Origin of the sequence: Mesorhizobium sp. WSM3626, from assembly GCF_000513935.1 — a bacterium.
GTDB lineage: Bacteria > Pseudomonadota > Alphaproteobacteria > Rhizobiales > Rhizobiaceae > Mesorhizobium > Mesorhizobium salmacidum.
The window spans coordinates 88,036-113,014 of record NZ_AZUY01000010.1; the positions used below are offsets into that span (position 1 = coordinate 88,036).

Here is a 24,979-nt window from a genome sequence, read left to right on the forward strand (position 1 = left end):
GACCAGGGACGGTCCGGGTTTTTTCCCGCTTCGATTTTTTGGTCTGCCCTTCGTGGTGCCGCAACGCCTGGCCTGATGACCGGCATGCGCACCGACAAAGTGCATCAAGCCGGATTTTCCGGACAGACCAGAGAAATCGAACATGGCCCTGATCAGCCTCAAATCCCTCGGCGTCACCATGAGTGCGCCGCTCTTCTCCAATCTCGACCTCAGCATCGACAGCGGCGACCGGCTCGGCATCGTTGCCGCCAACGGCCGCGGCAAGTCGACCTTGCTCAAATGCCTGACCGGCGAGCTGGAGCCGACGACGGGCGACATCACCCGCACGCGCGGCCTGCGTGTCGGCCATGTCGAACAGTCCGTTGCCTCTGCCCTGCTTGGCCGCACCTTTTATCAGGTGGTGGCGGATGCCTTGCCGCCGGAGCAGGCCGACAGCGAGATGTGGCGTGTCGACATGGTTCTCGATTCGCTCGACGTGCCCGAACCAATGCGCGAGCGAGAGATGCAGGCGCTGAGCGGCGGCTGGCAGCGGCTGGCGCTGATCGCCCGCGTCTGGGTCACCGATCCCGACGTGCTGCTTCTCGACGAGCCTACCAACCATCTCGACCTCGCCCGCATCAGCCAGTTGGAAACCTGGCTCAACGCGCTGCCGCGCGAGGTGCCGGTCATCATCGCCAGCCATGACCGAGCCTTCCTCGACGCCACCACCAACCGGACGCTGTTCCTGCGCCCGGAACAGTCGCCGGTGTTTTCTCTCCCCTATTCGCGGGCCAGGGATGCGGTGGACGAGGTCGACGCCTCGACTGGGCGAAAGTTCCAGCGCGACATGAAGGTGGCCCAGCAATTGCGCCGGCAGGCGGCCAAGCTCAACAACATCGGCATCAATTCCGGCAGCGACCTGCTGACCGTCAAGACCAAACAGCTCAACCAGCGCGCGGAAAAGCTCGAAGAGGCCGCCAATCCGGCGCATCGCGAGAAATCGGCGGGCGCGATCAAACTCGCCAATCGCGGAACGCACGCCAAGGTGCTGATCACGCTCGACGACGCGGCGGTCGAGACACCGGACGGCACACTGCTGTTCAGGACCGGCAAGCGCCACCTCTGCCAGGGCGATCGCATCGTGCTGCTCGGCCGCAACGGCGTCGGCAAGTCGCGCTTCGTCACCTTGATCCGCAACGCCATTCTCGAGCCGGACACGGTGCGGAATGTGAAGGTCACGCCGTCGACCGTGCTCGGCTACAGCGACCAGGCGCTGTCCGGAATCAGCGGCGACGACACGCCGCTGGCGATGGTCTCGCGCGGTTACGATGTCGGCGAACAGCGTGCCCGCTCGCTGCTTGCCGGCGCCGGCGTGGTCATCGAGATGCAGGAGCGCAGGATCGGTGTGCTGTCGGGCGGCCAGAAGGCACGGCTGATGATGCTGGCGCTGAGACTCGCCAATCCCAACTTCTATCTGCTCGACGAGCCGACCAACCATCTCGACATAGACGGCCAGGAAGCGCTGGAGGAGGAGTTGCTGAAGCACCAGGCAAGCTGCCTGCTCGCCTCGCACGACCGTTCCTTCATCCGTGCTGTCGGCAACCGCTTCTGGCTGATCGAGAAGCGAAAGCTGACCGAGGTCGAGGATCCGGAGAATTTCTTCCGCGAGGTGGCTGAAGGGGCGGTATGACGGGCGGGAGATCGGCAGCACCACGCCTGTAAATTATTTGCTTACAGGTTCTTGATTTGTGTAAGCGATCTGTTTACATACGTCATGATCAAGTCCTTCAAGAACAAGGCGCTGTCCGACCTCTTTCAAACCGGAAAAACCGGCAAGATCGACGCCAAGATGCACAAGCGCATCCTTGTTCGGCTTGACCGTCTGGAAGCTTCGGAAAAGCCGGAGGAGATGAATCTTCCCGGCTTCGACTTCCACCCGCTGAGAGGCTTCGATCCCATCCGCTACACGGTCCACGTCAACGGGCCGTGGTGCATTACATTTGAATTCGACGGCAATGACGCCGCCCGCGTCGATTTCGAGCAATATCACTGAGGCGGCCAGATTGGAGAGTTCGACTTATGACCGTGCACGAGCCGACGCGTCCGATCGAGCGTTGCCCCTCCCACCCGGGAGCGCTGCTTGAGGACATTATCCCGGCAACTGGAAAGACCAAGGTGGAAATTGCAAATCTGCTCGGCATCTCCCGGCAGCAGCTCTATGACATTATCCGCGAAAGGAAGCCGGTTTCGCCGGCAGTGGCCGCTCGCCTTGGGAAGCTGTTCGGCGACGGCGCGGCGATCTGGCTTCGGATGCAGGCGGCTTTCGATGCCTGGCACGCCGAGCGTGAGGTCGATGTTTCGGCTATCCCCACGCTCAAGGTTGCATAGGCCTCCTCGGCGGCGCCTGAATGAGATGTAAAGGGCTGACATAAAAATTCTCCGGGCAATCTGTCGGATCGCCCGTTGCTGCCCCGTCCTTGGGATGCCGACACGATGATGCCGGCGCCAACCCAGGGAGAAGTCGTCATGTCCGTCCTGTCATCCATCGGCCGCATCGCAACCCGGTATGCCGCGGCGCGCGCCCGTCACCGCAGCGAACGCATCCTGCTGTCGCTGCCGGCCGAACTGCGCAAGGATATCGGTTTTCCGGAAATCCTCGATGCCCGCGACAGCCGTCGCGCGGCCACGTCCTCGGCCAAGGTCATATGACCACGGCCTGTACGCCGGTCTCCACAGCCGGCCGGTTGCCCGATGATATCAGGCGAAAAATTTTCGCGACCCTGTAGGATTGGCGTCCTCTCGTCCGTCCTATGGTCCGCAAGGCCAATCCAAACGTGAAGAGGAACATGCAATGACCGACCAGACCCCACCCCGGCCAAAAGTGCTTGGTGGATTGACCCCCTATCTGCAGGTCGACGGCGCCAACAAGGCCGCCGAGTTCTACAAGAAGGCTTTCGGAGCCGAGGAAGTCTTTGCCTATCCGGCGGATGAAAAAGGCCGCACCATGCATATCCATCTCTACATCAACGGCTCGACGCTGATGCTCGGCGACGCCTATCCGGAACACGGCCATCCGCACCAGGCGGCGCAGGGCTATACGTTGCAGCTCCATCTCGGCAAGGATGATATCGACGCCTGGTGGAAGCGCGCCGTCGACGCCGGTTGCGAGATCGTCACGCCGCTGCAGGTGATGTTCTGGGGCGACCGATGGGGCCAGGTGAAGGACCCCTTCGGCGTCGCCTGGGCAATGAACGCACCGACGGAATAAGCTTTAGCGCGCGCGCCCTCGCCGAGAGGGATGCGCCCAACCGCGCCGGGCGTATCCCCGCCGATCCGGCGCCCATTTCTAGCAAAGAGGAGACCGCCATGTCCTATGTCGATGGCTTCGTGCTTGCCGTGCCGAAGGCAAATCTCGATGACTACAAGAAGCTGGCCAATCTCACAGGCCCCATATGGATGGAACACGGCGCGCTCGCCTATGTCGAATGTATCGGCGACGATGTGCCCTATGGCGAGCTGACCTCGTTTCCGCGCGCCGTTCAGGCCAAGGATGACGAGATCGTCGTTTTCTCCTGGGCCCTCTACAAATCCAGGCAGGATCGCGATGCCGTGATGGCCAAGGTGATGGCCGATCCGCGCCTGAAACCCGATTGGGGAACCATGCCCTTCGATGCCAAGCGCATGATCTTCGGCGGCTTCCAGCCCTTCATGGAGCTTTGAGCAGCTGGCGCAACGGCAGGGTTGGCAGATTGCAGCCCTTTGCGGTTGACCGAAACCCTCGTTAGGTAGTCATCCACGGGCGGAGCGGGAGCGAAGCGGACGCTCCGCCCGTGGATGACGAAGTTCAGACGCTTCGCGCCGACCGACGATCGGTGTGCTAATCCAGCTTGTCGAGCAGCGGCTTCAGCCTGTCGCCATAGCGCTTCCACAGATCGACCGACCCTTGGTACATCGGCTGGCGCACCTGCGCGGCGGATGCCGTGCGCACCGGCCTGTCGGTCTGGTGGAACGACAGCACGGCATCGTCCCATGGCAGGCCGAGGTAGTCGATCAGTGCCCGGCTCTGCCCGTCCTGGTCGGCGACGAAATCCTCGTAGCGCACATCGTGCACGACGCCGGGCAGCACCTTGTGCCAATGCGCCATGATGTCGGTATAGAGATTGTGGAAATCGGCGAGCTCGCCGAGGTCATAGCCATAGCGGTGGCTGTCGCCGCGGAAATGCACCTTGTAGATCGACAGGCATGTCGCCGCCGCATCGCGAGCGCAGTGGATGATCTTGGCCTTCGGCAGCATCATGTGGATGAAGCCGACGAGCAGGAAGTTGCCCGGCATCTTGTCGGTGACATAGCGCATATGCGGATAGCGGGCATGGAGCATGTCGAGATAGGCCTGCCCCGCCTCGGCGAAATCCGCATCGTCCGTGTCGGCCACGCCCCAGGGGAAACCGCCCGGCATGTTCGACGGGAACTGCCTGCCGACCGCCGTCTTCAAGATGCCGAGCTCGCCCGCGCCGTAGACTTGGGCGTGGCTGGCGATGATCTGTTCGACCAGCGTCGTCCCCGAACGCGGCATGCCGACGACGAAGATCGGCGCATCGTCGGTGATCGGGCTCGGTCTGTGCTTTTCGAAGAAGCCGGCATCGAACACCGTCTTCATCGCCTCGAATTCGGCACGTGTCTTCACCGGATCATAGTCGATGCCCTTGCGGCGGATGGCGTTGCCCTCGGCGAAGTAGCCGAACGCCTTGCCATAATCCTTGAGATCGTCATTGGCCTTGCCGAGGCCAAACGACAGCTGCATACGTGCCAGGCTGTCCTGAGGCGCCTTGGCGTGCTGCGCCTCCATGCCGGCCAGTTCGGCATCGCGCTCCTTCTGGCGCTTGACCTGCGTCAGCATCAGCCACGCGCGGGCCATGGCGGGCTGGATCGCCACCGCCTGCCGGAACAGGTCGGCCGCCTCGTCGAGCTTGCCCTTCTCCATCAACCCGACGCCCAGTCCGTGCAGCAGGTCGGCATCCTTGGGCCGGATGCTCAGTGCCTCTTGGAAAACAGCCAGCGCCTCGTCGAGGCGTCCAGCTTCCTGCAGGGTTTCGGCAAGGCCGATCCGCGCGCGCACGTGGAATGGGTTGCGCTGCACCGTGCCGCGATAGATGTCCTCGGCCTCCTCGAACCGGCCGATCTGCTTCAGCGACGAGCCGAGATTGTCGCGCGCCGCAAGCTGCTCCGGCCGCAGATCAACCGCGCCGCGGAAGAAATCGATCGCCGCCGTGACACGGCCGAGATCCCGCATCACCGTGCCGAGATTGTTGAGGAAGTCGGGGTTCGTCGGCTGCAGCTGAACCGACTGTTCGAGGAAATCCATCCCTTCTTCGCTGCGCCCGGTCTGGTGCAACAGCAACCCCAGGAAATGCGCTGCGGCCGCATGTTTCGGCTGACGCGCCAGCACCTGCCGGTAGATCGCTTCGGCCTCTTGCCGGCGCCCGGCCTGGTGCAGTTGCAGCGCCTGCTGCACATACTGGTCGAGGCCCAGCGGCGGCTGGCCTCCCGCGCCAGATTTGGCCGCGCCAGATTTGGCTCCCGCACCCGCCGCTCTTCTCTGATCTCTGTTGATGGGACACCTGCCGTGTTATGCGCCTGCCGCGATCTAGGCCATCGGCGCTACAGGTTCAAGGCTTTGCTTGGTTCTGTGCCCTACATCGCGGCGAAAGCGATCAGATCAGGCGATTGGTCTCGGCAACCTGCCTGGCCCGCCTCACAGTGCCATCGGTATCGGAGATCGTTCGCCTTGCCGCCTCGTCGCTTCTGATGGTCAGCCGCGCCGATTGGACGACCATCGGCTTTCCGGCAGCGCCAATGGCGTACGTGGCGCTTGGCTGGACGATGGCATTGATCGCCACGCTCTTCCCTTTCGAAGTTCTGAATGAATCCATGGTTTTATCCCTTTCAGAAAAAAATAAAATTACAGGCGCTGAGTAAATCTTCGGCGCGCTTCCGAGAAATTTTTGAAGATATCTGAACCCTAGCAGAATTATTCTAAAATTTATAGCCGTCTATTTTTGAAATCGAAGCGAGGAATTCCATAATTCTTCTTGAATGAAGCTCCAAATTGAGCTATATAGGAAGATATCGTTTGGGCCAGAATTGGCATCTCGCGGCGTCAGAGGTTCTAGACCCGCCAATCTCATTCCAGATGTCGATACCGGACGCGCGGCACATTCGCCGTGTCCCTGCTTTTTTGCTCTCAAGCCGCTGTTTGCGTGACGCCACAAGGCGGGAAATATCAGGACAATGCCGGACCGCACCACCCGTTCCATCGCCCATTTCACCGCACCGTTCGTGCTCGGTGGCCTGGAAGGACAACTGCCGGCTGGTCACTACGACATCGATCACGACGAAGAGTTGATCGAGGGCATGTCGTGGCTTGCCTGGCGCCGCGTAGCTACTTTCATCCATCTGCCGGCAAGGGCGGTGAACAATCCGCTCACCAGCCAGCTTATCGCCATCGACTACCTGGACCTCGAGACCGCGCTGGTGCGCGACCGGGAGAATGCAGCATGATCCGTTTTCAACAGAATGCGCGTCCGCGCACCGACACCCCCTCGCATCTCTTTGCCATAGGCCAGACCGTGCGTATGAAAAGCCGGACCGGCCTGCTCAACAAAACCGCGGAACTGTTCGAGATCAAGAGCAGGCTGCCGGTCAAGGACGGTTCCCCGCAATACCGTATCCGCAGCGAGCAGGAGACCCACGAACGGGTCACCACGGAAGACAATCTCGAACTGGCCGACAATCCGGTCGCCTGAGCGGAAGGGCTTCAAACACCCGCTATAGGCGCGAGCCGGGTTAAGCCCCGTCAGCACGGCCCGTCGCCGACGATGCGATCATCCGAGGCACGGGCCTCGCAGGCGTTGGGGAAGGTGCGCATCTCGCCATGCCGGCGGGCGCACACCGGCGCGTACTCGCGGGTGCAGAACGTCTGCTCGCCGCCACCACCACCGCCGTCGCGGCAGGGGCCGTCGCGCACGATGCGGTAACCCGCCCGATCGGCAAGGCAGGCATTGGCGAAGGTCTGGCGATCACCGCCGCGCCGGGCGCAGACCGGCTCGTACTGCTTGGTGCAGAATTGCGGATCAGGGCGCGGCGGGCGCGGCCCCGGTCCTTCATCGACGACGACGTACAGGCGGCGAGAATTGCCGACAGGAACAGGATGGTAAAACCCTGCCGTGAGAAGATTGCCGCAAGAAACCTCATGATCGTCTCTCCCCCGATCCCCGTCTCGGTCCATACCGCCCAAGACTGCTTGGCGGTTCGCTGACAATGATATCGATCAAAACAAGATTTAAATCAGTCGCCTATGGCATGATCCTCGCTATTCTATTGCCAATTGCAACCCCGTTCGCGGCCTCTGTCGGGAAATGACCGGGATCAGTGAGGGCCTCGCCGGCAATCATCACTTCTGGCCTATATATGACCACGGCCGTGGGCCGATGACCCCTCGGGCAACGAAGCCTATTTGCAGCCGGTCGACGCCCTGATCGGTCGATTTTTTTGCGTCGGATGCGCTCGTGGCGGCGGCCCGTGGCGCTATCTTGCAACGTTCACGTTTCCGTGCGATAAATTCTGTGTTCGGGCATTTGCGACCCGGAGAGCGGAACGTTTTGGACGACCTTTCCCCGATACTGTGAATCTCTGACGGCCCCGTTTTTCGGCGGGGGGTTTTGACCGTGCGCCAATGCATGACTGCCGAAGCAACCACCAGGAACTGCCCTCGACGCCAGGTGGCGGGCAGGACCACCAAGACTGAACGGGTGAAGGAGTTTCCCCAATGGCCCAGACCGGCACCGTTAAATTCTTCAATGCGACCAAAGGCTTCGGTTTCATCACGCCCGACGGCGGCGCCAAGGACGTGTTCGTCCACATTTCAGCGATCGAGGCCTCGGGCCTACGCACGCTGGTCGACGGCCAGAAGGTCACCTTCGACGTCGAGCCGGACCGCATGGGCAAGGGCCCGAAGGCGGTCAACCTGCGCGCAGCCTGAGCGATCGGCGCCGCACATCCCAGGCGGATGGGCGATCGAGGAGCTTGATCAGCACTTGGGCAGGCAGACAGATTTTTGAAAGGCGCGGCGGTTTTCGTCGCGCCTTTTTCATGTCCGTGGCGCAGCATAAACGCATGTCATCTGGAAGTTCATCCGGTCCGGGCCAATGACACGCGTCATAACAAGCACTTAAAGCACGACGTGCTTTAAGTGCCCGGAAAACTTTCACTTGCCGATAGCGCTAAAATAAAGGACAAATTTCCATTCGGGCATTTGCCGGCCCGAGACTGGAGTTTATGGGATCAAAGGAGCTTCCCATGCCGCAGACCGGCACCGTCAAATTCTTCAACCATGCCAAAGGCTTCGGCTTCATCACACCGGATGATGGCGCGAAGGATGTCTTCGTCCATATTTCGGCCGTGCAGGCGTCGGGTCTTCCCGGTCTCGAAGATGGGCAGAAAGTGACATTCGACACCGAGCCGGACAAGCGCGGCAAGGGACCCAAGGCCGTCAACCTGTCGGTCGGCTGAGCCGGCTTCGCACCGACGCCGGCCCCGGCAGGTCTGGTCAGCGCCCCGTAGGCGCGGGTTTGATGTCGAGAAACAAGGCGTGCGGTCAAATTTTCGTTCAGCCCCCGTTCAGCCACGGTCCCATATTAATCGTTCGTAAAGCCGGACCGCATCCCCTGCAAAACTGCACGGGCACGAAGGAGACCAAAATGAACCGAATTTTCAAGACAGCCGTGCTGTCCGCCGCCGTGGTCGCCACCACGCTGGGGACCTTTTCGGCGGCCAATGCCGATGACTGGCGCCGTTGGCACCATCACGGCCATGGCCATGGCGATGCTGTCGCGGCCGGCGTTCTCGGCCTTGCCGCCGGCGCGCTGATCGGTGGCGCGTTGGCCAATGACCGGCCGCCGCCCGATTCCGACCGTTATTACGATGACGGCTATTATGATCGTGACGTGCGGATACGCCCGGCCCNGGTGCGCCGCTACTACGTGGAACCGCAGGTGGTCTATGCCGACCGCTATGCCGAACCGTGGACGCGCGGCTGGTACGAGTACTGCTCGGACCGATACCGCAGCTTCAATTCCCGGACCGGCACCTTCACCGGCAGTGACGGCGAACAGCATTTCTGCACCGCCAACTGAGGCTTCCCTGCCCCAAACAAAAAAGCGCTGACCGCAAGGCCGGCGCTTTTTTATCGGCCTGCTAATGCATGTCGCCCGGAAGTGTCCTCGGTTCCGGGATAACGACATGCATAGCAGAAGTTTACAATCCTATTTGCCGCGGCATGCTGTAAGCGTTGGAACCCGGAGCCGGTCCAGATCTTATTCAGGTCAAAAACGGATTGGTCCGCCGTTCCTCGCCGAAGCGCCCGCCGGGACCGTGACCGCAAATGAAGCCGATGTCGTCGCCAAGCGGCAACAGCTTGTCCTTGATCGAGGCGATGAGTGCCGCGTGATCGCCGCCCGGCAGGTCGGTGCGGCCGACCGAGCCGCGAAACAGGACGTCGCCGACATGGGCGAATTTGGCGGCGCGGTTGTAGTAGACGACATGGCCAGGCGCATGGCCGGGGCAATGCAGCACCTCGAACACATGGCCGCCAAATGACACCGTCTCGCCTTCTGTAAGAAACCGGTCGGGCACGCAATTGCGCACACCGCCGATACCGTAGCGCCTGCCCTGGTTCTCCAGATTGTCGAGCAGCATCTTGTCGGCTTCATGCGGACCGATGATCTCGATGCCGAGTGCTTCCTTCAACTCCATGGCGCCGCCGGCATGGTCGATATGGCCGTGCGTGATCCAGATCGCCTCGGCCGTGATCGCATTGTCCTTCAACATCCCCAGCACCTTGTCGATGTCGCCGCCGGGATCGACCACCACGCCATGCTTGTCATCCATGTCGAACAGGATGGTGCAGTTCTGCTGGAACGGTGTGACCGGCACGATGCCGGCATTGAGCTGACCCATGATCGTCCTTTCGCTGTGTCAGCGATCATGTAGAGACATCGGTCAAAACCGTCCACAGCCGGAAGGTCAAACAGTGCGTGTCCAAAAAGAAATGGGCGGCCGAAGCCGCCCATTTGCCAGCCGGAGATTGGCAGGCTTATTTCTTCATGGCGCCCATGACCGCGCCCAGAATGCCGGTCAGGATCGCGCCGCCGCCGGCGCCACCGACGATGTTCTGCAGGTTGAGCGCGCTGCCCAGGCCGCCGGTCGCCGCCGCGGCCGCCGCCGGATCGACGCCGTGGCCGAGCAGGCTGCCGAGGATCGCCGCGCCGCCGACACCGCCAATGGCTCCGCCCAGGATTTTGGGAAGCTGACCCATCGCCGCCGTCTTGATCGCTGCGCCGACCGCCTGACCACCGATAATGCCTGTAATGATCTGAATGATGATCGGAAGAAGCGTGTTCATGTCCATATGATTAGTCCCTCCATAGCTGCCAGCCTCCCGGGCCGACACCATCATGAGAGACGCCGAATTCGATGAAAGTCAAATGCACAAACGCTGAAATAAAAGGGGCGGCCGCAAAACCGCCCCTACTTGCCCGAAAAGCTGTGACTATCGTTATTCTGCGGCGATGGCATGCTTGGGTTGAACGGCGATAGAATAGTCGTTCATGAGATTCTTGGCGATCTCGCCGACTTCGAATCGGTAGGGGCCGATCTCAGAAACCGGGGTTACTTCCGCTGCCGTTCCGGTCAGGAAGCACTGCTCGAACCCTTCCAGTTCTTCCGGCAGGATGGCGCGTTCGATGATCTCCAGGCCGCGATCCCTGGCCAGGCCAATGACCGTGCGACGGGTGATGCCGTCGAGGAAGCAGTCGGGCTTGGGCGTGTGGATCTTGCCGTCCTTGACGAAGAAGATGTTGGCGCCGGTCGCTTCCGCGACCTGGCCCCGCCAGTCGAGCATCATGGCGTCGGCGTAGCCCTTGGCCTCCGCGGCATGCTTGGACATGGTGCAGATCATGTAGAGGCCGGCGGCCTTCGACCGCGACGGCGCCGTGCGCGGGTCGGGCCGGCGCCATTCCGCCACATCGAGACGGATGCCCTTCAGTTTCTGCGCCGGGTCGAAATAGCTCGGCCACTGCCAGATGGCGATAGCGACATTGATGCGGTTGTTCTGCGCCGAAACGCCCATCTGCTCGCTGCCGCGCCAGGCGATCGGCCTGACGTAGGCGTCCTGGAAGCCCTGCTTCTTCAGGAGCGTGGTCGAGGCGTCGTTGAGCTCGGCCACCGAATAGGGAATCTTGAAGCCGAGCAGGCGCGCCGATTCATGCAGGCGCTCGGTATGCTCGTTGAGCTTGAAGATCTCGCCGCCATAGGCACGCTCGCCCTCGAAGACCGCGCTGGCGTAATGCAGGCCGTGGGTCAGAACGTGGATCTTGGCGTCTCCCCACGGGACGAGCTCGCCATTCATCCAGATGAAGCCGTCCAGTTGATCGAAGGGAACGGATGCCATGGTAACCTCCCGCGGACCTCGGTCCGCATATCTCAGTATCGTTGCGGGTTCTTCTTTGGCCGCGCCATGCGATTGGCGACGCCGGCCGGTGTCTCGAAGCGTAGGCGGATAATCGCGCTCTGGCAAACTCAGGAAATTCCGGAAAAACCGGCCCGCCTTGCCTTTTCGTTCGCAATCCGCCCAAAAGCTTGTCAAAAATTACCATTGCAGGGAAATTACGTCAATAGTACTGACATAATCTCCCGTTCCGATGGAGAGATGATGACGGATAAAAGCCCACCTGCCGGAAAACCGATCAGGACCGCGATCACCAGTGAGGACGGCATTGACTTCGCCATCATCGAACTCTTCTTCTTCGCCTATCGGGACTTCACTTCCGATCCCGACCAGATCCTGGCCGATTACGGCTTCGGCCGCGCCCACCACCGCGTTCTGCATTTCGTCAATCGCCGGCCGGGCCTGACCGTCGCCGAACTGCTCGATGTGCTGAAGATAACCAAGCAGAGCCTGGCACGTGTGCTCAAGCAATTGATCGACACCGATCACGTCGTGCAGTTGCAGGGCCCGCGCGACCGCCGCCAGCGTGAACTCTATCCGACGGCCAAGGGCCGTGCGCTGGCGCTGGCGCTGGCGCGGCCACAGTCGCGCCGCATCCGTGCTGCATTGGAAGATTGCGGTGCCGCCGAACGGACCTTGGTGGAACGCTTCCTCGAAGCGATGGTCAATCCGGAACTGAGAGCTCAGATCGACGTTGGGTCCGGAAAAATGTCAGGGAAAAGCCATGGAGAGCACTGAGAGGACCGACCAGGCGGCCGCACCGGACGACGATGCGCCGCATCTGCTCGTGGTCGACGACGACACGCGTATCCGCAATCTTCTCAAGCAATATCTGACCGAAAACGGTTTTCGCGTCACCGTCGCCGGCAATGCCGGCGAGGCCCGCCGCAAGCTCGCCGGCCTCGACTTCGACCTGCTTGTGCTCGATGTCATGATGCCGGGGGAAAGCGGCGTCGATCTCACCAAGGCGCTGCGCGCCGAGAAGAACGTGCCGATCCTGATGCTGACCGCCTTGTCGGAGACCGACAGCCGCATCTCGGGCCTCGAGGCCGGCGCCGACGACTACCTTCCAAAACCCTTCGATCCGCGCGAGCTGATCCTGCGCATCAACAACATCCTGCGCCGCGGCGGCCCGGCGGCGACGCCCAAGGTCGAACAGCTGGTGTTCGGTCCCTACACCTTCCAGATCGCCAGGCGCGAACTGAAGCGCGGCGGCGAGGCGCTGAAGCTGACCGACCGTGAACAGGAGATCCTGGCGATCTTCGCCGCGCGCGCCGGCGAAACCATCCCCCGCCACGAGCTGGTCGGCGACGATTCGGAAGTCGGCGAGCGCACCATCGACGTCCAGATCAACCGGCTGCGCCGCAAGATCGAGCGCGATCCGTCCAACCCGGTCTGGCTGCAGACCGTGCGCGGTATTGGGTATCGGCTCAGCGTGGAATAGAATACCGGCCGCGGCCCAAGAGCATGATCCCGAAAAGTGGGAACCGGTTTTCGGAAAAGATTATGCTCCAACAAAGAATTAGATCAGGATGACGATTCAGCCAAACGTCATGCTGATCTAATACCGCCGACGGATGAAAAGAGCCAATGGCGACCACGGAACTGGAACAGCCGGACAATGACGGCTTGAGCGCACGCGCCACGCGGACGCTCAAGGCGGTGCCGCGCATCTGGAACCGGTTCTGGCGCCTCGTTTCGCTTTACATGCCCAAGCGCCTCTATGCGCGCTCGCTGATCATCGTCATCGCGCCGATGATCCTTTTGCAGTCGGTCGTCGCCTTCGATTTCATGGAACGTCACTGGGCAACCGTGACGCAACGCCTGTCGCAGGCCACCGTGCGCGACATCGCCGCCATCATCGACCTGATCGAAACCTACCCGCATGACGGCGACTACGCCAACATCATCCGCATCGCGCAGGACCGCATGCAGCTGAAGGTCGACCTCCTGCCGCCCGATCCGCTGCCGCCGCCCGGTCCAAAACCGTTCTTCTCGATCCTCGACGACGTTCTCTCCGCCGAAATCACCCGCCAGATCAACCGGCCCTTCTGGATCGACACGGTCGGCAATTCCAACATCGTCGAGGTGCGCGTCCAGCTTGAGAACAAGGTGCTGCGCGTCTTCGTGCGCCGCAGCCAGGCCTATGCCTCCAACACCCACATTTTCCTGATCTGGATGGTCGGCACCTCGCTGGTGCTCCTGATGATCGCGATCCCCTTCCTGCGCAACCAGATCCGGCCGATCCTGGCGCTTGCCGAAGCGGCCGAAAGCTTCGGCAAGGGCCGGCCGATGCCGCGCGACTTCCGCCCGCGCGGGGCCGAAGAGGTGCGCCGCGCCGGCTTTGCCTTCATCCAGATGCGCGAGCGCATCGAGCGTCAGATCGAGCAGCGCACGGCCATGCTGACCGGTGTCAGCCATGATCTCAGGACCATCCTCACCCGCTTCAAGCTGCAGCTGGCGCTGGCCGGCGGCAAGGCCGAGACCAAGGCGGCGCTGGACCAGGACATCGAAGACATGCAGTCGATGCTGGAAGGCTATCTCGCCTTTGCCAAGGGCGAGGCGTCGGAGGATCCGGGACGTTTCGATCTCGAAGCCTATTTCCAGAAGCTCGGCGAAGAAGCGCACTTGCGCCAATGCAGACTGTCGACGACGCTTTCCGGCGATCCGACCGTGCATGTGCGGCCGAACGCCTTCGCGCGGCTGCTGTCCAATGTCATCGGCAATGCCTTCCGCTATGCCCGCACCGTGGAGGTCGCCGCCAATCATGGCCGCGGCTCGCTTCTGGTCACCATCGACGATGATGGGCCAGGTATTCCGGCCGACAGGCGCGAAGACGTGTTCAAGCCCTTCGTGCGGCTCGACGCGGCCCGCAACCTCGACGCCAGCGGCACCGGGCTCGGCCTGTCGATCGCCCGTGACATCGCCCGCAGCCATGGCGGCGACATCACGCTCGACGACAGTCCGATGGGCGGCCTGCGCGTCGTGATCAAGGTTCCGGCCTGATTTCTATTTGACCATCCGGGCATGATCTTGGCTGAAAACCGGTTTCGACTTTTCGGGATCACCGTCTGCTTCATCCGCCCGTCATGAAACCATGGTCAAGAGTGGCCATGAAGCGCGCGACCGCACTTGATTCGTCCTTGCCGCCTCACTTCGACCTCGGGCCCGTCAGGGTGCGCTGGAGCGAAGCGAGGGCGGCCGCATGGTCGCCGTTCCGGCATCGTTTCAAGGCAACCGCCGACCTCCGGAGCAAAGGACCGCCATGCGCATATTGATGGTCACCGACGCCTGGCGCCCGCAAGTCAACGGCGTCGTCCACACGCTGGAGCGGCTCACCGAGACCCTGAAATCCTTCGACGTCGCGGTCGAATTCCTGACCCCGAACATCTTTCGCACCCTGCCCTTGCCGACCTACCCCGACATCCGCCTGGCGCTGACCACGCCCGGCCATGTCGCGCGCCTGATCGACAGCTACAAGGCCGACCACATCCACATCGTCACCGAGGGGCCGCTGGGCATCATGGCGCGGCGCTATTGCCGCAATGCCCGCCGGCCGTTCACCACCAGCTATCACACCCGCTTTCCCGAATATCTCAGCGCCCGCCTGCCGGTGCCCGAGAGCTGGACCTATCGCTGGCTGCGCGATTTCCACAATTCGGGCCAGGGCACGCTTGTCGCCACCCAGTCGCTGGCCGACGATCTCACGGCGCGCGGCTTCAACAAGCTCAGGCCCTGGACGCGCGGCGTCGACACCGAGCATTTCCGGCCCGACAAGCGCAAGGACCTCGGCTTCCCCGGCCCGGTTTTCCTGTGCGTCGGCCGGGTCGCCATTGAAAAGAACCTCTCCGCCTTCCTCGATCTCGACCTGCCGGGCAGCAAGGTGATCGTCGGCGAAGGTCCGGAGCTTGCCAAGCTCAAGGCCAAATATCCCCAGGCGCATTTTCTCGGCCATCGTCCCAATGACGAACTGGCCGAAGTCTACGCCTCGGCCGATGTCTTCGTCTTCCCCAGCCGCACCGACACCTTCGGCAACGTCATCATCGAGGCACTGGCCAGCGGCACGCCGGTCGCCGCCTATCCGGTGACCGGGCCTATCGACATCGTTGGCGACGGCTTTGGCGGCGCGGTTTCGAACGACCTGCGCGAGGCGGCGCTTGCCGCGCTCGACATCAGCCGCGAGCAGGCCCGCGAGCGCGCCATGCGCTACAGCTGGAAGGTCAGCGCGGAAATGTTTCTCGACGCGGTCGAGGAAGCGCTTGGCGTGAAGCGCGCGATCGCGGCCTGATAGGGTCGACGCAGCCGAGCCGCCGCCGGCGAGCTTTAGCTAGTCCCCTTGCAGGCGCGCCTTGCAAGAGCTTGTGCGACAACTCCTTGCGGTGCATTATCCTGCATGTAAAGTTCGCCGCGGGATTGACGCCGATTTCAACGCTGGACGAGTTGCCTGCCGTATCGCCCAAGCGTCGCGTCTTGCGCATCAGCAAGACCGTTTCGGCCTCCAGCTATCGCATCAACGCCGTGATGGCGTCTGCCGGGGGCTTCCTGCCCGCTATTTCAGAATAGCCGCCCGCCGTCCGGCACCTTGCGTTCGATGGCGCCCAACACGACGGCGCCGTCTTCATCGGGGAAACCGAGCGTCAGCACTTCCGACATGAACGGGCCGATCTGGCGCGGCGGGAAATTGACCACCGCGAACACCTGCCGGCCGATCAAAGTCTCGGGCGTATAATATTTGGTGATCTGCGCTGACGACTTCTTGATGCCGATCTCGGCGCCGAAATCGATCTTCAGCTTGAAGGCCGGCTTGCGCGCCTCCGGAAACGGTTCAGCCTCGACGATCGTGCCGGCGCGGATGTCGACACGATCGAAGTCGGCAAAACGGATCTCGGGCTTGCGCTCGTTGCTGGAACTCATGTCGAACGCTTCTTGCTCAGGCGTTGCCGAAGGTCTCGAACAGCACGCCGGCCAGCGCGTCCTTGGCCGAGGTTCCCGACCAGACGACGAACTGGAAAGCCTGGAAATAGCACTCGCAGGCTTCCAGCGCCGAGGACAAAAGCACTTCGACCTGCTGGCTCGAGGGTTCGACCCCGCCGGCCAGGAGCAGCGACTGGCGGAACATGATCGCGCCTTCCTGCTCCCAGAGATCGAAATGGCCGAACAGCATCTGTTCGTTGATCAGCGACAACAGCCGCATCACTTCCAGCGTGCGGGTTTCCGGCACCTTGATATCGAAGGCGCAGGCCAGGTGCAGCGCCTCGAAATCCTCCATCCACGAGAAGGAGACGTGATAGTCGGTCCAGCTGCCTGCAACCGAGATCGAGATTTCGTCGTCGCCGGCCCGTTCGAAGGACCAGTCATTGTTGTGGGCCACCTGCTCGATCACATCCACCGGATGGATTTCGCGGGAAAATTCGAGTTCGAGAAGTTCCATGGAATGCTTCCTGTGTTCAGGGGGAGCGCCACACGCTCCGCGGGGCACACACGACGAACAATCTTGTCTAGAACTCGGACGGCCGGGACTTCTCAACGCAAAGACCCCAGACCGGACCCCACCGCCCGGCGCATGACCCCTGCTCCGAATCATGCAACAAATTCAGTCTATTGATCGGGAGTCGCGTGAACAGCCCAATTTTTCGCACTGCGTCATTCGCATGTGGAAAGGTGCCTGTCACAAAGAGTCACGCAATGCCGGTAAGCGATTCACGGCAAAGCGATTTTCAGGCTGGTGCTTTGTGGAAAAGTTTAACGAATTATTTTTTCGGCTTGGGCTTCGCCGGAGCCGCAGGTGTAGCCTGACCGGTCAGTTCGGCGATCCTGGCCTCGAGCGTCTCGATGCGCTCGGCGAGCCTGCCGTTCTCTTCTCTCGCCTTGGCCGCCATCTCACGCGCGGCCTCGAACTCCTCGCGCTGCACGACATCCATGGAGTTGAGAATGCGTTCCGCCTGGCCTTTGAAGGCCGTCTCCACCTCGCGCCGCACACCTTGAGCGGCACCGGCGGCATCGGTCATCAACTTGGCGAATTCATCGAGAATGCGGTTCGGTCCGGTCGACATGGCAGATCCTCGCTTGCATGATTTGAATTAGTGACGTGGCGCGAAGAATGCAAGAACGTTGGGGGTTGGTGCGGCCTCTGCGTTGCTATGGCGCACAACCGCATGGCGACTGCCGCGTCCTACGGGAGGCTCCCGAACGGCTCCGAAGCTGTACTTGGTGGTGGCAAGTCGCCTATTATAACGCCCTCGTCTCCCTTCAGGCACGTTCAACCCGGGATAACCAATGGCAACGCCCCCGCGCAGACCGACAAATCCGATGGAAGCCGCCGAAGCTGTCTTCAAGCCGGTGAAGAAGCCGGCTCCGGCCCCGCCTCGCGAACCCTCCACCGCCCCGAATGTCCGCGAGCTTGTCTCGATCAGGATCGACCGGGCCGTGCTCGAGCATTTCCAGGAAGATGGCCCAGGCTGGCAGGACAGGATCAACGACGCCTTGCGTGAAGTGGTGGCCGGCAAGCCCAGGGGTTGAGGACATCCATCCGCGCGACGGATCTTAAGCGATCCCGTTCACGAGCCATGGACGGCCGTGCCCTTGCCTTGACCCTGCCAAAACCCTGCCGCATGGTCCGCGCCGATCGCAACCGAGAGCTCCCCGTTGAACGAGTATTTCCTGCTGCCGCTGGCTTCACTGCCTTTCCCGAACATCAACCCGATCCTCATCCAGATCGGGCCGCTGGCGGTGCACTGGTACGGCATCGGTTACATCGTCGGCATCCTGTTTGCCTGGTGGTATGCCAAGCGGCTCGCCGCAAATCCGAAACTCTGGCCCGACGGCGTCCTGCCGATGAAGCCGGAGGACCTCGACGATTTCATCGTCTGGGCGGCCGTCGGCGTGGTTCTGGGCGGCCGCACCGGCTATGTCCTGTTCTACGACCTGGCGCGCTATATCGCCCATCCGCTCGATATCTTCGCCGTCTGGCAAGGCGGCATGTCCTTCCATGGCGGCCTGCTCGGCGTCATCCTGGCCATGACGCTGTTTTCCTTTAAGCGCGGCATCCGCACCTGGTCGCTGTTCGATGTCGTGGCAGCCGGCGTGCCGGTCGGCCTCGGCCTCGTGCGGGTCGCCAACTTCATCAACTCCGAGCTCTGGGGAAGGCCGACCGACGTGCCCTGGGCGATCGAATTCCCCAATGGCGGTCCGTTCACCCGCCATCCGAGCCAGCTCTATGAGGCCTTGCTCGAAGGGCTGGTGCTGTTTGTGGTGCTGCGCATCCTCACCCACTCGCGCCTCAAGCTGAAGACGCCGCGCTTTGTCGGCGGCGCTTTCATCTGCGGCTACGGCCTGTCACGAATTTTCGTCGAGTTCTTCCGCGAGCCCGACCAGCAGCTCGGCTATCTTCTCGGCACAAACTGGCTGACCATGGGCATGATCCTGTCGACGCCGATGGTGCTGGCCGGCATCTGGGCGATGGCCACAGCCAAGCCGGTGAAGCAAGCGCAGCCGCAGGCGACATGACGCGACTGAAATCCCGTATCGTCGACCTGATCGAGGCGGTGGGTCCGATGCCCGTCAACGAATACATGGCGCTGTGCCTGTTCGATCCGCGCGACGGCTACTACACCACACGCGAACCGTTCGGCGCGGCCGGCGACTTCATCACCGCGCCGGAAATCAGCCAGATGTTCGGCGAACTCGTCGCCGTCTGGCTCTATCAGGCTTGGGCAGCGATCGGCCGGCCGATGCCGGTCACCGTCGCCGAGATTGGCCCTGGCCGCGGCACGCTGATGAAGGACATGCTGCGCACCTTGTCGCGGCTCGACCCCGCCTTGGCCAATAGCGCCGCCTTCGCCATGATCGAGACCAGCCCGCGCCTGACGGAAATCCAGAAACAGATGCTCGGCGCGACACCATTGGCTGTTTCATGGCACGAAACCATCGACACGCTGCCGCGGCAACCACTGCTGATCGTCGGCAACGAACTGTTCGATGCCGTGCCAATCCGCCAGTTCGTCCGCGCCGGCGCCGAGTGGCGCGAGCGCATGGTCGGCCTGGACGACGCGGACAATCTTTGCTTCTTCGCGGGCGTCGGCTCGGTCGACCCGACGCTGCTGCCCAGGGATGCAGCCGACGCGCCGCAAGGCGCGATCGTCGAAATCGCGCCCGCCCGCACCGCCCTGATGGCGGCCATCGCCGAGCGCATAGCCGCTCATGGCGGCGCCGGGCTGTTCCTCGACTACGGCTATCTGCGGCCCGGTGTCGGCGACACGCTGCAGGCCTTGCGCCGGCACAATCACGAAGATGTGCTGGCCAATCCCGGCGAAGCCGACCTTACCTCCCATGTCGATTTCGCCGCCCTTGCAGCGATCGTGCGCGCGCATGGTCTCGACGCCCACCTGTTGACGCAGGGCAATTTCCTGCTCGGCATGGGCATTCTGGAGCGTGCCGGCCAGTTGGGCGCCGATCACGACCAGACGGCACGCGACAAGTTATCGGATGCCGTCGAGCGCCTCGCCGGCCCGCAAGCCATGGGCGAACTCTTCAAGGTCCTCGCCGTCGTTCGGCGCGGCGTCGCCGTCAGGTCCTTCGCCACGGCGGATTGACTTTTCGTCGCTACCCCTCCCAATCTCCCGTCCGGTAAAAGACGGTCGGACCGCCGGCCGCTTTTCCTTGACGAAACCGCCCACACGGACAACAACGCCCGCATGCTGAATCAGACCAAACCGGATCCCGTTCGGTCGCCGCTGCTGGACCAGGCGCAGGCACAAGGCATCCGCCACGGCTACTTCACCCGCATCGGCGGCGTCTCCACGGGCATCTACCGGGGCCTCAACATCGGCACTGGGTCGGATGACGACCAGGCGCTGGTCACCGAGAACCGGGCCCGTGTCGCCGCCTGGATGGGCGTGCCCGCAAGCCATCTGCTGACCGCCTGGCAGGTCCATTCACCCGACGTCGTCATCGCCAGGGAACCCTTCGTCGGCGAGCGTCCCAAGGCCGATGCCATCGTCACCGACCGGCCGGGCATCGCCATCGGCGCCTCGACCGCCGATTGCGGCCCGGTTCTGTTCGCGGATGCCGGTGCGCGCATCATCGGCGCGGCGCATGCCGGGTGGAAAGGCGCTTTCACGGGCGTGCTCGAAAACACCGTTGCCGCCATGGAGAGCCTCGGCGCCCGTCGCGAAAACATCCTCGCCGTGCTTGGCCCTTCGATCAGCCCCGACAATTACGAGGTGGGGCCGGAATTCGTCGCCCGCTTCGTCGATGCCGGCAGTGAAAATGCGCGATATTTCCTGCCTTCGGCACATGCCGGCCATTCGATGTTCGACCTCAACGGCTATACGATCGACCGGCTGGCCAGAGCCGGCGTTACGGCCGAAGGCCTTGGCCGCTGCACCTATGCCGAAGAAGATCTGTTTTACTCCTACCGGCGCACCACGCACCGTAGGGAACCCGATTATGGCCGGCAGGTTTCGGCAATCGTTTTGGAGAAGGTATAATGGCGCTGCATTTTGAACGATCGGAATTCGACGCGCGGCGCGACCGGCTGATGATCGAGATGGCCGAGAAGAAGCTCGACGCCATCCTGCTGTTCGCGCAGGAAAGCATGTACTGGCTGACCGGCTACGACACGTTCGGCTTCTGCTTCTTCCAGTGCCTGGTGGTGAAGGCCGACGGTTCCATGGTGCTTCTGACCCGTTCGGCCGACCTGCGCCAGGCGCGCCAGACCTCGATCATCGACAACATCGTGCTGTGGACGGACCGCGACGGCGCCAATCCGGCCGTCGACCTGCGCAACCTGCTCAACGAACTCGACCTGCTCGGCGCCCGGATCGGCGTCGAATACGACACTCACGGTCTGACCGCCTATAATGGCCGCCGCCTGGACGAGCAGTTGCAGACCTTCGGCCAGATCGCCGATGCCTCCGGCATCGTCGGGCGGTTGCGCCTGTTCAAGAGCCCGGCCGAGGTCGCCAAGGCGGAGAAGGCCGCCAATCTCTCCGACGACGCGCTGGACGCGGCGCTGCCGCTGATCAAGCAGGGCAGCGACGAGGCGCTGATCCTCGCCGCCATGCAGGGCGCGATCTTTGCCGGTGGCGGCGACTATCCGGCCAACGAGTTCATCATCGGCTCCGGCGTCGATGCGCTGCTGTGCCGCTACAAGGCCGGCCGCCGCAAGCTCACCAAGAACGACCAGCTGACGCTCGAATGGGCAGGCGTCTTCCATCACTACCATGCGCCGATGATGCGCACGGTGCTGACCGGAAAGGTCTCCAAGCGCCATCAGGAGCTGTTTGATGCCGCACGCGCCGCCCTTCTGGCCGTCGAAAAGGCGATGACGCCCGCAAACACCTTCGGCGACGTGTTCGACGCCCACGCCCGCACCATGGAAGCGCACGGCCTGACCAAGCATCGGCTGAACGCCTGCGGCTATTCGGTCGGGGCCCGCTTCACGCCGTCCTGGATGGATATGCCGATGTTCTATCAGGGCAATCCCGAACCGATCGCGCCGAACATGACGCTGTTTGCCCATATGATCATCATGGATTCCGAGACCGAGACGGCGATGACGCTTGGCCGCACCTACCTGACCACCGAATCCCAGCCGAAGCCGCTGTCCCGCCATGATCTCGACTTGATCGTGCAGTGAATCCATAATGGGAGGCGTTCTTCGCCAAGGAGTTAGAAGGCAAATGAGACGATCGCATGTGACGACCGTGTCATTGCTTGTGGCATTGGCTTTGGCTGCCTGCACCAACGCAAAGGACGTCCTCGAGCCTTCCGCCATCACCCCGCCGGCGGCTTCGACGCAGCCGGCAACGCAGGGCAGCTCGGCGGCCACCGTTCCCGCCCCGGCGCCATCTACGGCCGCGACGGCCACCACGACAGCGGGCGCACCCGCCGCCGCGCCCGTCACCTCCGCCCAGGCTGCCGCCATCCTGTCGAAGACCCGGCTGCAGATCGCGCCGATCGTCGGCGCTTCGGTGGAAGCCGCCACGCCGCTGACCGCGGAACTGCAGACACGCGCCAAGCAGCGCGGCATCACGCTGGCCGGCAGCCAGGACCAGACCGCCACCCATGTGCTCAAGGGTTACTTCTCGGCGATGACGGAGGGCAAGGACACCACCGTCATCTATGTCTGGGACGTCTACGACCCATCCGGCAACCGGCTGCACCGCATCAACGGCCAGATGAAGGCACCTTCGACCGGTTCCGGCGACAGCGCCGGCGCCGACAGCTGGAAGTCGGTCTCGCCAGCCACCATGCAGGCGATCGCCGACCAGACCATCGACCAGTTCGCGGCCTTTCTTAGCGGCAAGGCGAGCTAGTCCAGAACCCAAAAGTGGAAAACGGTTTTGGGAAAATCCGGATGCTCGAACGAGCAGAGGGAGCAGCGGAAGTCCGCAGCTCTCTGTCGTCAGTCGGTGATGGCTAACAGTTTTCGTGAGCTTAGCCGGCGGATTCACGATCTCGGCGCTTGCAATACCGGCGCGGGCCGCTAAAAGCCCGGTTAAAAGGCGCAGGAGAGTCCGCCAGGCCTCTCCGTCCTCCACCAGGAACGGTGCATGAAACTCTTCGCGGGCAATTCCAACAGGGTGCTGGCCGAAGCGGTCGCTCGCTATCTCAACATCCCGCTGGGCAAGGCCAGTGTCAGGCGCTTCGCCGACCAGGAAATCTTCGTCGAAATCCAGGAAAATGTGCGCGGCGAGGATGTCTTCATCCTGCAGTCGACCTCGTTCCCGACCAACGATCACCTGATGGAACTGCTCATCATGATCGACGCCTTCATGCGCTCCTCGGCCAAGCGCATCACGGCGGTTATCCCCTATTTCGGCTATGCCAGGCAGGACCGCCGCGCCTCCGGCCGCACGCCGATCTCGGCCAAGCTGGTCGCCAACATGATCACCCGCGCCGGCGTCGACAGGGTTTTGACGCTGGATCTCCATGCCGGCCAGATCCAGGGCTTCTTCGACATCCCGACCGACAATCTGTTCTCGGTGCCGGTGATGGCCCGCGACGTGAAGGCGAAGTACAAGCAGCTTGGCAACGTCGTGGTGGTGTCGCCCGATATCGGCGGCGTGGTGCGTGCCCGCGCCCTGGCCAAGCGCTTCGACGCGCAGCTCGCCATCGTCGACAAGCGCCGTGAGCGTCCGGGCGAATCGGAAGTCATGAACATCATCGGCGCGGTCGCCGGCAAGGATTGCCTTTTGATCGACGACATCGTCGATTCCGGCGGCACGCTGTGCAATGCCGCCGACGCGCTGCTGGCCAACGGCGCCACCAGCGTCACCGCCTACATCACCCACGGCGTGCTGTCGGGCGGCGCGGTCGCTCGCATCAGCGGCTCGAAGCTGCAGGAACTGGTGATCACCGATTCCATCCAGCCGACGCAGGGCGTGCTCGACGCCCCCAACATCCGCGTCATCTCGATCGCCGACCTGATGGGCGAAGCCATCTCGCGCACGGCGACCGAGGAATCGGTGTCGAGCCTGTTCGACTGAAAGATCAGTCACCCCTGCGGCAGGGCCGATGGCGTCGGGGTTTCTAACCGGGCCGGGGCTCGCCGCATGCCTTCGCCGGCATCGCGCGCGCCACGCATATAACCGCGCGGCGAAGAACCCAGCATGCGCTTGAACATGGTGATGAACGCCGGCACGCTGTCATAGCCGAGATCGAGCGCCACCCGGGTGATCGGCTCGCCATCGGCGAGCCTCGGCAGCGCCGCGAACAGGCAGGCCTGCTGGCGCCATGTCGACAGCGACAGGCCGGTCTGGCGCTGGAAGGCGCGCGTGAAGGAGCGCCGGCTCATGCCGACCGTATCGGCCCATTCGTCGATCGTCGCGTGCGGTGAGGGTGCGGCGACGAAACGCCGGCAGAGCGCCGCCAGTTTGGGATCCGACGGGAACGGCAGGCCGAGCGGCCGCTCCGGCAATTGCGGGATCTCATGCAGGAGAAGGTTCATGATCAACCCGCCGCGCCCTTCAAGCTCGCCGCCTTGCGGCAGCTTCTCGGATTCCACGATCAGGCTGTGCATCAGGTCGGTGATGCCGACGACGCGCATGCCCTCCGGCAGGCCCGGAATCGCCTGCGGCATGACATAGACCGAGCGCATCGAGACATCGCCCAGCATCTCGACGGAATGTTCGATGCCGGCCGGGATCCACATCGCATGGTCCGGCGGCACCATCCACCGGCCATGCCGCGTCGTCACCAGCACGACGCCGACCAGCGCATGCAGCAACTGGCTGCGGCTGTGGTGGTGGTGCGGCACGTGGTAGCCGTCCGGATATTCGGTCGGCAACACCACCGCCGGCCCGACCGCCTGCTCGAGCCACTGCCAGCGCAGCCCGTGCAATTGCTCGAGATCGGTGTGGCCGGCGCCGAAAATCTCCCTGGTTTTTGGCATTCGGTATGGCCCACTTGCGAAACTATTGGACCAAACCACGA

31 protein-coding genes and 1 pseudogene are annotated in these 24,979 nt (G+C 62.8%); 22 read left to right on the top strand and 10 right to left on the bottom strand.

The genetic code is table 11. The annotated features are described in order from the left end of the window. Nucleotides 1–142: 142 nt before the first annotated feature. From M653_RS0110545 to M653_RS0110570, 6 genes are all read left to right on the top strand, one after another. Nucleotides 143–1,669, top strand: coding sequence for an ABC-F family ATP-binding cassette domain-containing protein (locus M653_RS0110545; RefSeq protein ID WP_027143328.1), 1,527 nt, complete (start codon nt 143–145; stop codon nt 1,667–1,669). An 84-nt stretch (nt 1,670–1,753) separates the two neighbouring features. Then, nucleotides 1,754–2,032, top strand: a complete 279-nt coding sequence (locus M653_RS0110550) for a type II toxin-antitoxin system RelE/ParE family toxin (protein ID WP_027143329.1) — start codon at nt 1,754–1,756, stop codon at nt 2,030–2,032. Nucleotides 2,033–2,058: 26 nt separating this feature from the next. Further along, complete coding sequence (locus M653_RS0110555; protein WP_015316118.1) at nt 2,059–2,367, top strand: HigA family addiction module antitoxin; 309 nt, start codon at nt 2,059–2,061, stop codon at nt 2,365–2,367. Nucleotides 2,368–2,505: 138 nt separating this feature from the next. Continuing rightward, nucleotides 2,506–2,688, top strand: coding sequence for a hypothetical protein (locus tag M653_RS0110560; protein ID WP_032935200.1), 183 nt, complete (start codon nt 2,506–2,508; stop codon nt 2,686–2,688). Between the two features lie 142 nt (nt 2,689–2,830). Continuing rightward, nucleotides 2,831–3,247, top strand: coding sequence for a glyoxalase/bleomycin resistance/extradiol dioxygenase family protein (locus M653_RS0110565; RefSeq protein ID WP_027143331.1), 417 nt, complete (start codon nt 2,831–2,833; stop codon nt 3,245–3,247). Nucleotides 3,248–3,345: 98 nt separating this feature from the next. Continuing rightward, nucleotides 3,346–3,699: a DUF1428 domain-containing protein gene (locus tag M653_RS0110570; RefSeq protein ID WP_027143332.1), complete on the top strand. Its 354-nt coding sequence runs from the start codon at nt 3,346–3,348 to the stop codon at nt 3,697–3,699. 157 nt (nt 3,700–3,856) lie between these two features. Here the strand turns inward: M653_RS0110570 and M653_RS0110575 are convergent, their stop codons facing one another. Together M653_RS0110575 and M653_RS0110580 are read right to left on the bottom strand one after the other, a co-directional pair. Beyond that, a complete protein-coding gene (locus tag M653_RS0110575; RefSeq protein ID WP_027143333.1) occupies nt 3,857–5,491 on the bottom strand; it encodes a tetratricopeptide repeat-containing sulfotransferase family protein in 1,635 nt (544 codons plus the stop codon). Nucleotides 5,492–5,690: 199 nt separating this feature from the next. Then, a complete protein-coding gene (locus M653_RS0110580; protein ID WP_027143334.1) occupies nt 5,691–5,909 on the bottom strand; it encodes a hypothetical protein in 219 nt (72 codons plus the stop codon). Between the two features lie 358 nt (nt 5,910–6,267). On the opposite strand from M653_RS0110580, the gene M653_RS0110585 reads away from it, so the two are divergent. Both M653_RS0110585 and M653_RS0110590 read left to right on the top strand, forming a co-directional pair. Further along, nucleotides 6,268–6,537 (top strand): hypothetical protein, encoded by a 270-nt coding sequence (locus M653_RS0110585; RefSeq protein ID WP_027143335.1) that lies wholly within the window; start codon nt 6,268–6,270, stop codon nt 6,535–6,537. Beyond that, the gene (locus tag M653_RS0110590; RefSeq protein WP_027143336.1) at nt 6,534–6,782 is read left to right on the top strand and encodes a hypothetical protein; all 249 of its coding nucleotides are present in this window, start codon (nt 6,534–6,536) and stop codon (nt 6,780–6,782) included. Before M653_RS0110585 ends, M653_RS0110590 begins: the two co-directional genes overlap by 4 nt. 50 nt (nt 6,783–6,832) lie before the next feature. On the opposite strand, the pseudogene M653_RS1000000135440 reads toward M653_RS0110590, so the two are convergent. Further along, nucleotides 6,833–7,230: pseudogene (locus tag M653_RS1000000135440) on the bottom strand (Kazal-type serine protease inhibitor). A 574-nt stretch (nt 7,231–7,804) separates the two neighbouring features. Between M653_RS1000000135440 and M653_RS0110600 the strand changes: the two are divergent. The 3 genes from M653_RS0110600 (at nt 7,805) to M653_RS0110610 (ending at nt 9,170) form a co-directional block, all read left to right on the top strand. Then, entirely contained in the window at nt 7,805–8,017 is a 213-nt protein-coding gene (locus M653_RS0110600) for a cold-shock protein (protein ID WP_006202520.1), read from the top strand. A 317-nt stretch (nt 8,018–8,334) separates the two neighbouring features. Next, on the top strand, nt 8,335–8,547 hold the full coding sequence (locus M653_RS0110605) for a cold-shock protein (protein ID WP_008877668.1): 213 nt from the start codon (nt 8,335–8,337) through the stop codon (nt 8,545–8,547). A 188-nt stretch (nt 8,548–8,735) separates the two neighbouring features. Beyond that, nucleotides 8,736–9,170 carry a BA14K family protein gene (locus M653_RS0110610; RefSeq protein ID WP_027143338.1) on the top strand — a complete coding sequence of 145 codons (435 nt, stop codon included), beginning with the start codon at nt 8,736–8,738 and terminating at the stop codon, nt 9,168–9,170. 184 nt (nt 9,171–9,354) lie between these two features. Here M653_RS0110610 and M653_RS0110615 read toward each other — a convergent pair whose 3' ends face one another. From M653_RS0110615 to M653_RS0110625, 3 genes are all read right to left on the bottom strand, one after another. Further along, entirely contained in the window at nt 9,355–9,993 is a 639-nt protein-coding gene (locus tag M653_RS0110615; RefSeq protein ID WP_027143339.1) for an MBL fold metallo-hydrolase, read from the bottom strand. 136 nt (nt 9,994–10,129) lie between these two features. Continuing rightward, nucleotides 10,130–10,444, bottom strand: coding sequence for a hypothetical protein (locus M653_RS0110620; RefSeq protein WP_027143340.1), 315 nt, complete (start codon nt 10,442–10,444; stop codon nt 10,130–10,132). Between the two features lie 147 nt (nt 10,445–10,591). Continuing rightward, on the bottom strand, nt 10,592–11,485 hold the full coding sequence (locus tag M653_RS0110625) for a branched-chain amino acid aminotransferase (protein WP_027143341.1): 894 nt from the start codon (nt 11,483–11,485) through the stop codon (nt 10,592–10,594). A 261-nt stretch (nt 11,486–11,746) separates the two neighbouring features. On the opposite strand from M653_RS0110625, the gene M653_RS0110630 reads away from it, so the two are divergent. From M653_RS0110630 to M653_RS0110645, 4 genes are all read left to right on the top strand, one after another. Next, entirely contained in the window at nt 11,747–12,280 is a 534-nt protein-coding gene (locus M653_RS0110630; RefSeq protein WP_027143342.1) for a MarR family transcriptional regulator, read from the top strand. Then, entirely contained in the window at nt 12,267–12,986 is a 720-nt protein-coding gene (locus M653_RS0110635) for a response regulator transcription factor (protein ID WP_027143343.1), read from the top strand. The genes M653_RS0110630 and M653_RS0110635 overlap by 14 nt, the downstream gene beginning before the upstream one ends. 146 nt (nt 12,987–13,132) lie before the next feature. After that, nucleotides 13,133–14,548, top strand: a complete 1,416-nt coding sequence (locus M653_RS0110640) for an ATP-binding protein (RefSeq protein ID WP_027143344.1) — start codon at nt 13,133–13,135, stop codon at nt 14,546–14,548. A 259-nt stretch (nt 14,549–14,807) separates the two neighbouring features. After that, nucleotides 14,808–15,830 (top strand): glycosyltransferase family 1 protein, encoded by a 1,023-nt coding sequence (locus M653_RS0110645; protein WP_027143345.1) that lies wholly within the window; start codon nt 14,808–14,810, stop codon nt 15,828–15,830. A gap of 266 nt (nt 15,831–16,096) precedes the next feature. Here M653_RS0110645 and M653_RS0110655 read toward each other — a convergent pair whose 3' ends face one another. The 3 genes from M653_RS0110655 to M653_RS0110665 all read right to left on the bottom strand — a co-directional run bounded on the left by M653_RS0110655 (nt 16,097) and on the right by M653_RS0110665 (nt 17,595). Continuing rightward, on the bottom strand, nt 16,097–16,456 hold the full coding sequence (locus M653_RS0110655) for a tRNA-binding protein (protein WP_027143346.1): 360 nt from the start codon (nt 16,454–16,456) through the stop codon (nt 16,097–16,099). Nucleotides 16,457–16,472: 16 nt separating this feature from the next. Continuing rightward, nucleotides 16,473–16,973 (bottom strand): YbjN domain-containing protein, encoded by a 501-nt coding sequence (locus tag M653_RS0110660; RefSeq protein WP_027143347.1) that lies wholly within the window; start codon nt 16,971–16,973, stop codon nt 16,473–16,475. A 319-nt stretch (nt 16,974–17,292) separates the two neighbouring features. Continuing rightward, the gene (locus M653_RS0110665; protein ID WP_027143348.1) at nt 17,293–17,595 is read right to left on the bottom strand and encodes an accessory factor UbiK family protein; all 303 of its coding nucleotides are present in this window, start codon (nt 17,593–17,595) and stop codon (nt 17,293–17,295) included. 223 nt (nt 17,596–17,818) lie between these two features. On the opposite strand from M653_RS0110665, the gene M653_RS0110670 reads away from it, so the two are divergent. From M653_RS0110670 to M653_RS0110700, 7 genes are all read left to right on the top strand, one after another. Continuing rightward, complete coding sequence (locus tag M653_RS0110670) at nt 17,819–18,061, top strand: BrnA antitoxin family protein (protein ID WP_027143349.1); 243 nt, start codon at nt 17,819–17,821, stop codon at nt 18,059–18,061. A 126-nt stretch (nt 18,062–18,187) separates the two neighbouring features. Beyond that, nucleotides 18,188–19,048, top strand: coding sequence for a prolipoprotein diacylglyceryl transferase (lgt, locus tag M653_RS0110675; protein ID WP_027143350.1), 861 nt, complete (start codon nt 18,188–18,190; stop codon nt 19,046–19,048). After that, nucleotides 19,045–20,133, top strand: a complete 1,089-nt coding sequence (locus M653_RS0110680) for a class I SAM-dependent methyltransferase (RefSeq protein ID WP_027143351.1) — start codon at nt 19,045–19,047, stop codon at nt 20,131–20,133. Before lgt ends, M653_RS0110680 begins: the two co-directional genes overlap by 4 nt. Before the next feature lie 102 nt (nt 20,134–20,235). Next, complete coding sequence (gene pgeF / locus M653_RS0110685; protein ID WP_027143352.1) at nt 20,236–21,030, top strand: peptidoglycan editing factor PgeF; 795 nt, start codon at nt 20,236–20,238, stop codon at nt 21,028–21,030. Further along, nucleotides 21,030–22,181, top strand: a complete 1,152-nt coding sequence (locus tag M653_RS0110690; protein WP_027143353.1) for a Xaa-Pro peptidase family protein — start codon at nt 21,030–21,032, stop codon at nt 22,179–22,181. Before pgeF ends, M653_RS0110690 begins: the two co-directional genes overlap by 1 nt. Before the next feature lie 43 nt (nt 22,182–22,224). Next, nucleotides 22,225–22,860, top strand: a complete 636-nt coding sequence (locus M653_RS0110695) for a hypothetical protein (protein ID WP_027143354.1) — start codon at nt 22,225–22,227, stop codon at nt 22,858–22,860. A gap of 237 nt (nt 22,861–23,097) precedes the next feature. Further along, nucleotides 23,098–24,033 carry a ribose-phosphate pyrophosphokinase gene (locus tag M653_RS0110700; protein WP_019860650.1) on the top strand — a complete coding sequence of 312 codons (936 nt, stop codon included), beginning with the start codon at nt 23,098–23,100 and terminating at the stop codon, nt 24,031–24,033. A gap of 8 nt (nt 24,034–24,041) precedes the next feature. Here the strand turns inward: M653_RS0110700 and M653_RS0110705 are convergent, their stop codons facing one another. Then, nucleotides 24,042–24,938, bottom strand: a complete 897-nt coding sequence (locus tag M653_RS0110705) for a helix-turn-helix transcriptional regulator (protein WP_027143355.1) — start codon at nt 24,936–24,938, stop codon at nt 24,042–24,044. Nucleotides 24,939–24,979: the final 41 nt, after the last annotated feature.

Excerpts from the sequence above, each read along its gene's own strand:
- M653_RS0110545 (WP_027143328.1), top strand. The coding sequence starts at position 143 with ATGGCCCTGATCAGCCTCAAATCCCTCGGCGTCACCATGAGTGCGCCG.
- M653_RS0110550 (WP_027143329.1), top strand. The coding sequence starts at position 1,754 with ATGATCAAGTCCTTCAAGAACAAGGCGCTGTCCGACCTCTTTCAAACC.
- M653_RS0110555 (WP_015316118.1), top strand. The coding sequence starts at position 2,059 with ATGACCGTGCACGAGCCGACGCGTCCGATCGAGCGTTGCCCCTCCCAC.
- M653_RS0110560 (WP_032935200.1), top strand. The coding sequence starts at position 2,506 with ATGTCCGTCCTGTCATCCATCGGCCGCATCGCAACCCGGTATGCCGCG.
- M653_RS0110565 (WP_027143331.1), top strand. The coding sequence starts at position 2,831 with ATGACCGACCAGACCCCACCCCGGCCAAAAGTGCTTGGTGGATTGACC.
- M653_RS0110570 (WP_027143332.1), top strand. The coding sequence starts at position 3,346 with ATGTCCTATGTCGATGGCTTCGTGCTTGCCGTGCCGAAGGCAAATCTC.
- M653_RS0110580 (WP_027143334.1), bottom strand. The coding sequence starts at position 5,909 with ATGGATTCATTCAGAACTTCGAAAGGGAAGAGCGTGGCGATCAATGCC.
- M653_RS0110585 (WP_027143335.1), top strand. The coding sequence starts at position 6,268 with ATGCCGGACCGCACCACCCGTTCCATCGCCCATTTCACCGCACCGTTC.
- M653_RS0110590 (WP_027143336.1), top strand. The coding sequence starts at position 6,534 with ATGATCCGTTTTCAACAGAATGCGCGTCCGCGCACCGACACCCCCTCG.
- M653_RS0110600 (WP_006202520.1), top strand. The coding sequence starts at position 7,805 with ATGGCCCAGACCGGCACCGTTAAATTCTTCAATGCGACCAAAGGCTTC.
- M653_RS0110605 (WP_008877668.1), top strand. The coding sequence starts at position 8,335 with ATGCCGCAGACCGGCACCGTCAAATTCTTCAACCATGCCAAAGGCTTC.
- M653_RS0110615 (WP_027143339.1), bottom strand. The coding sequence starts at position 9,993 with ATGGGTCAGCTCAATGCCGGCATCGTGCCGGTCACACCGTTCCAGCAG.
- M653_RS0110620 (WP_027143340.1), bottom strand. The coding sequence starts at position 10,444 with ATGGACATGAACACGCTTCTTCCGATCATCATTCAGATCATTACAGGC.
- M653_RS0110625 (WP_027143341.1), bottom strand. The coding sequence starts at position 11,485 with ATGGCATCCGTTCCCTTCGATCAACTGGACGGCTTCATCTGGATGAAT.
- M653_RS0110630 (WP_027143342.1), top strand. The coding sequence starts at position 11,747 with ATGACGGATAAAAGCCCACCTGCCGGAAAACCGATCAGGACCGCGATC.
- M653_RS0110635 (WP_027143343.1), top strand. The coding sequence starts at position 12,267 with ATGGAGAGCACTGAGAGGACCGACCAGGCGGCCGCACCGGACGACGAT.
- M653_RS0110640 (WP_027143344.1), top strand. The coding sequence starts at position 13,133 with ATGGCGACCACGGAACTGGAACAGCCGGACAATGACGGCTTGAGCGCA.
- M653_RS0110645 (WP_027143345.1), top strand. The coding sequence starts at position 14,808 with ATGCGCATATTGATGGTCACCGACGCCTGGCGCCCGCAAGTCAACGGC.
- M653_RS0110655 (WP_027143346.1), bottom strand. The coding sequence starts at position 16,456 with ATGAGTTCCAGCAACGAGCGCAAGCCCGAGATCCGTTTTGCCGACTTC.
- M653_RS0110660 (WP_027143347.1), bottom strand. The coding sequence starts at position 16,973 with ATGGAACTTCTCGAACTCGAATTTTCCCGCGAAATCCATCCGGTGGAT.
- M653_RS0110665 (WP_027143348.1), bottom strand. The coding sequence starts at position 17,595 with ATGTCGACCGGACCGAACCGCATTCTCGATGAATTCGCCAAGTTGATG.
- M653_RS0110670 (WP_027143349.1), top strand. The coding sequence starts at position 17,819 with ATGGCAACGCCCCCGCGCAGACCGACAAATCCGATGGAAGCCGCCGAA.
- M653_RS0110680 (WP_027143351.1), top strand. The coding sequence starts at position 19,045 with ATGACGCGACTGAAATCCCGTATCGTCGACCTGATCGAGGCGGTGGGT.
- pgeF (WP_027143352.1), top strand. The coding sequence starts at position 20,236 with ATGCTGAATCAGACCAAACCGGATCCCGTTCGGTCGCCGCTGCTGGAC.
- M653_RS0110690 (WP_027143353.1), top strand. The coding sequence starts at position 21,030 with ATGGCGCTGCATTTTGAACGATCGGAATTCGACGCGCGGCGCGACCGG.
- M653_RS0110695 (WP_027143354.1), top strand. The coding sequence starts at position 22,225 with ATGAGACGATCGCATGTGACGACCGTGTCATTGCTTGTGGCATTGGCT.
- M653_RS0110700 (WP_019860650.1), top strand. The coding sequence starts at position 23,098 with ATGAAACTCTTCGCGGGCAATTCCAACAGGGTGCTGGCCGAAGCGGTC.
- M653_RS0110705 (WP_027143355.1), bottom strand. The coding sequence starts at position 24,938 with ATGCCAAAAACCAGGGAGATTTTCGGCGCCGGCCACACCGATCTCGAG.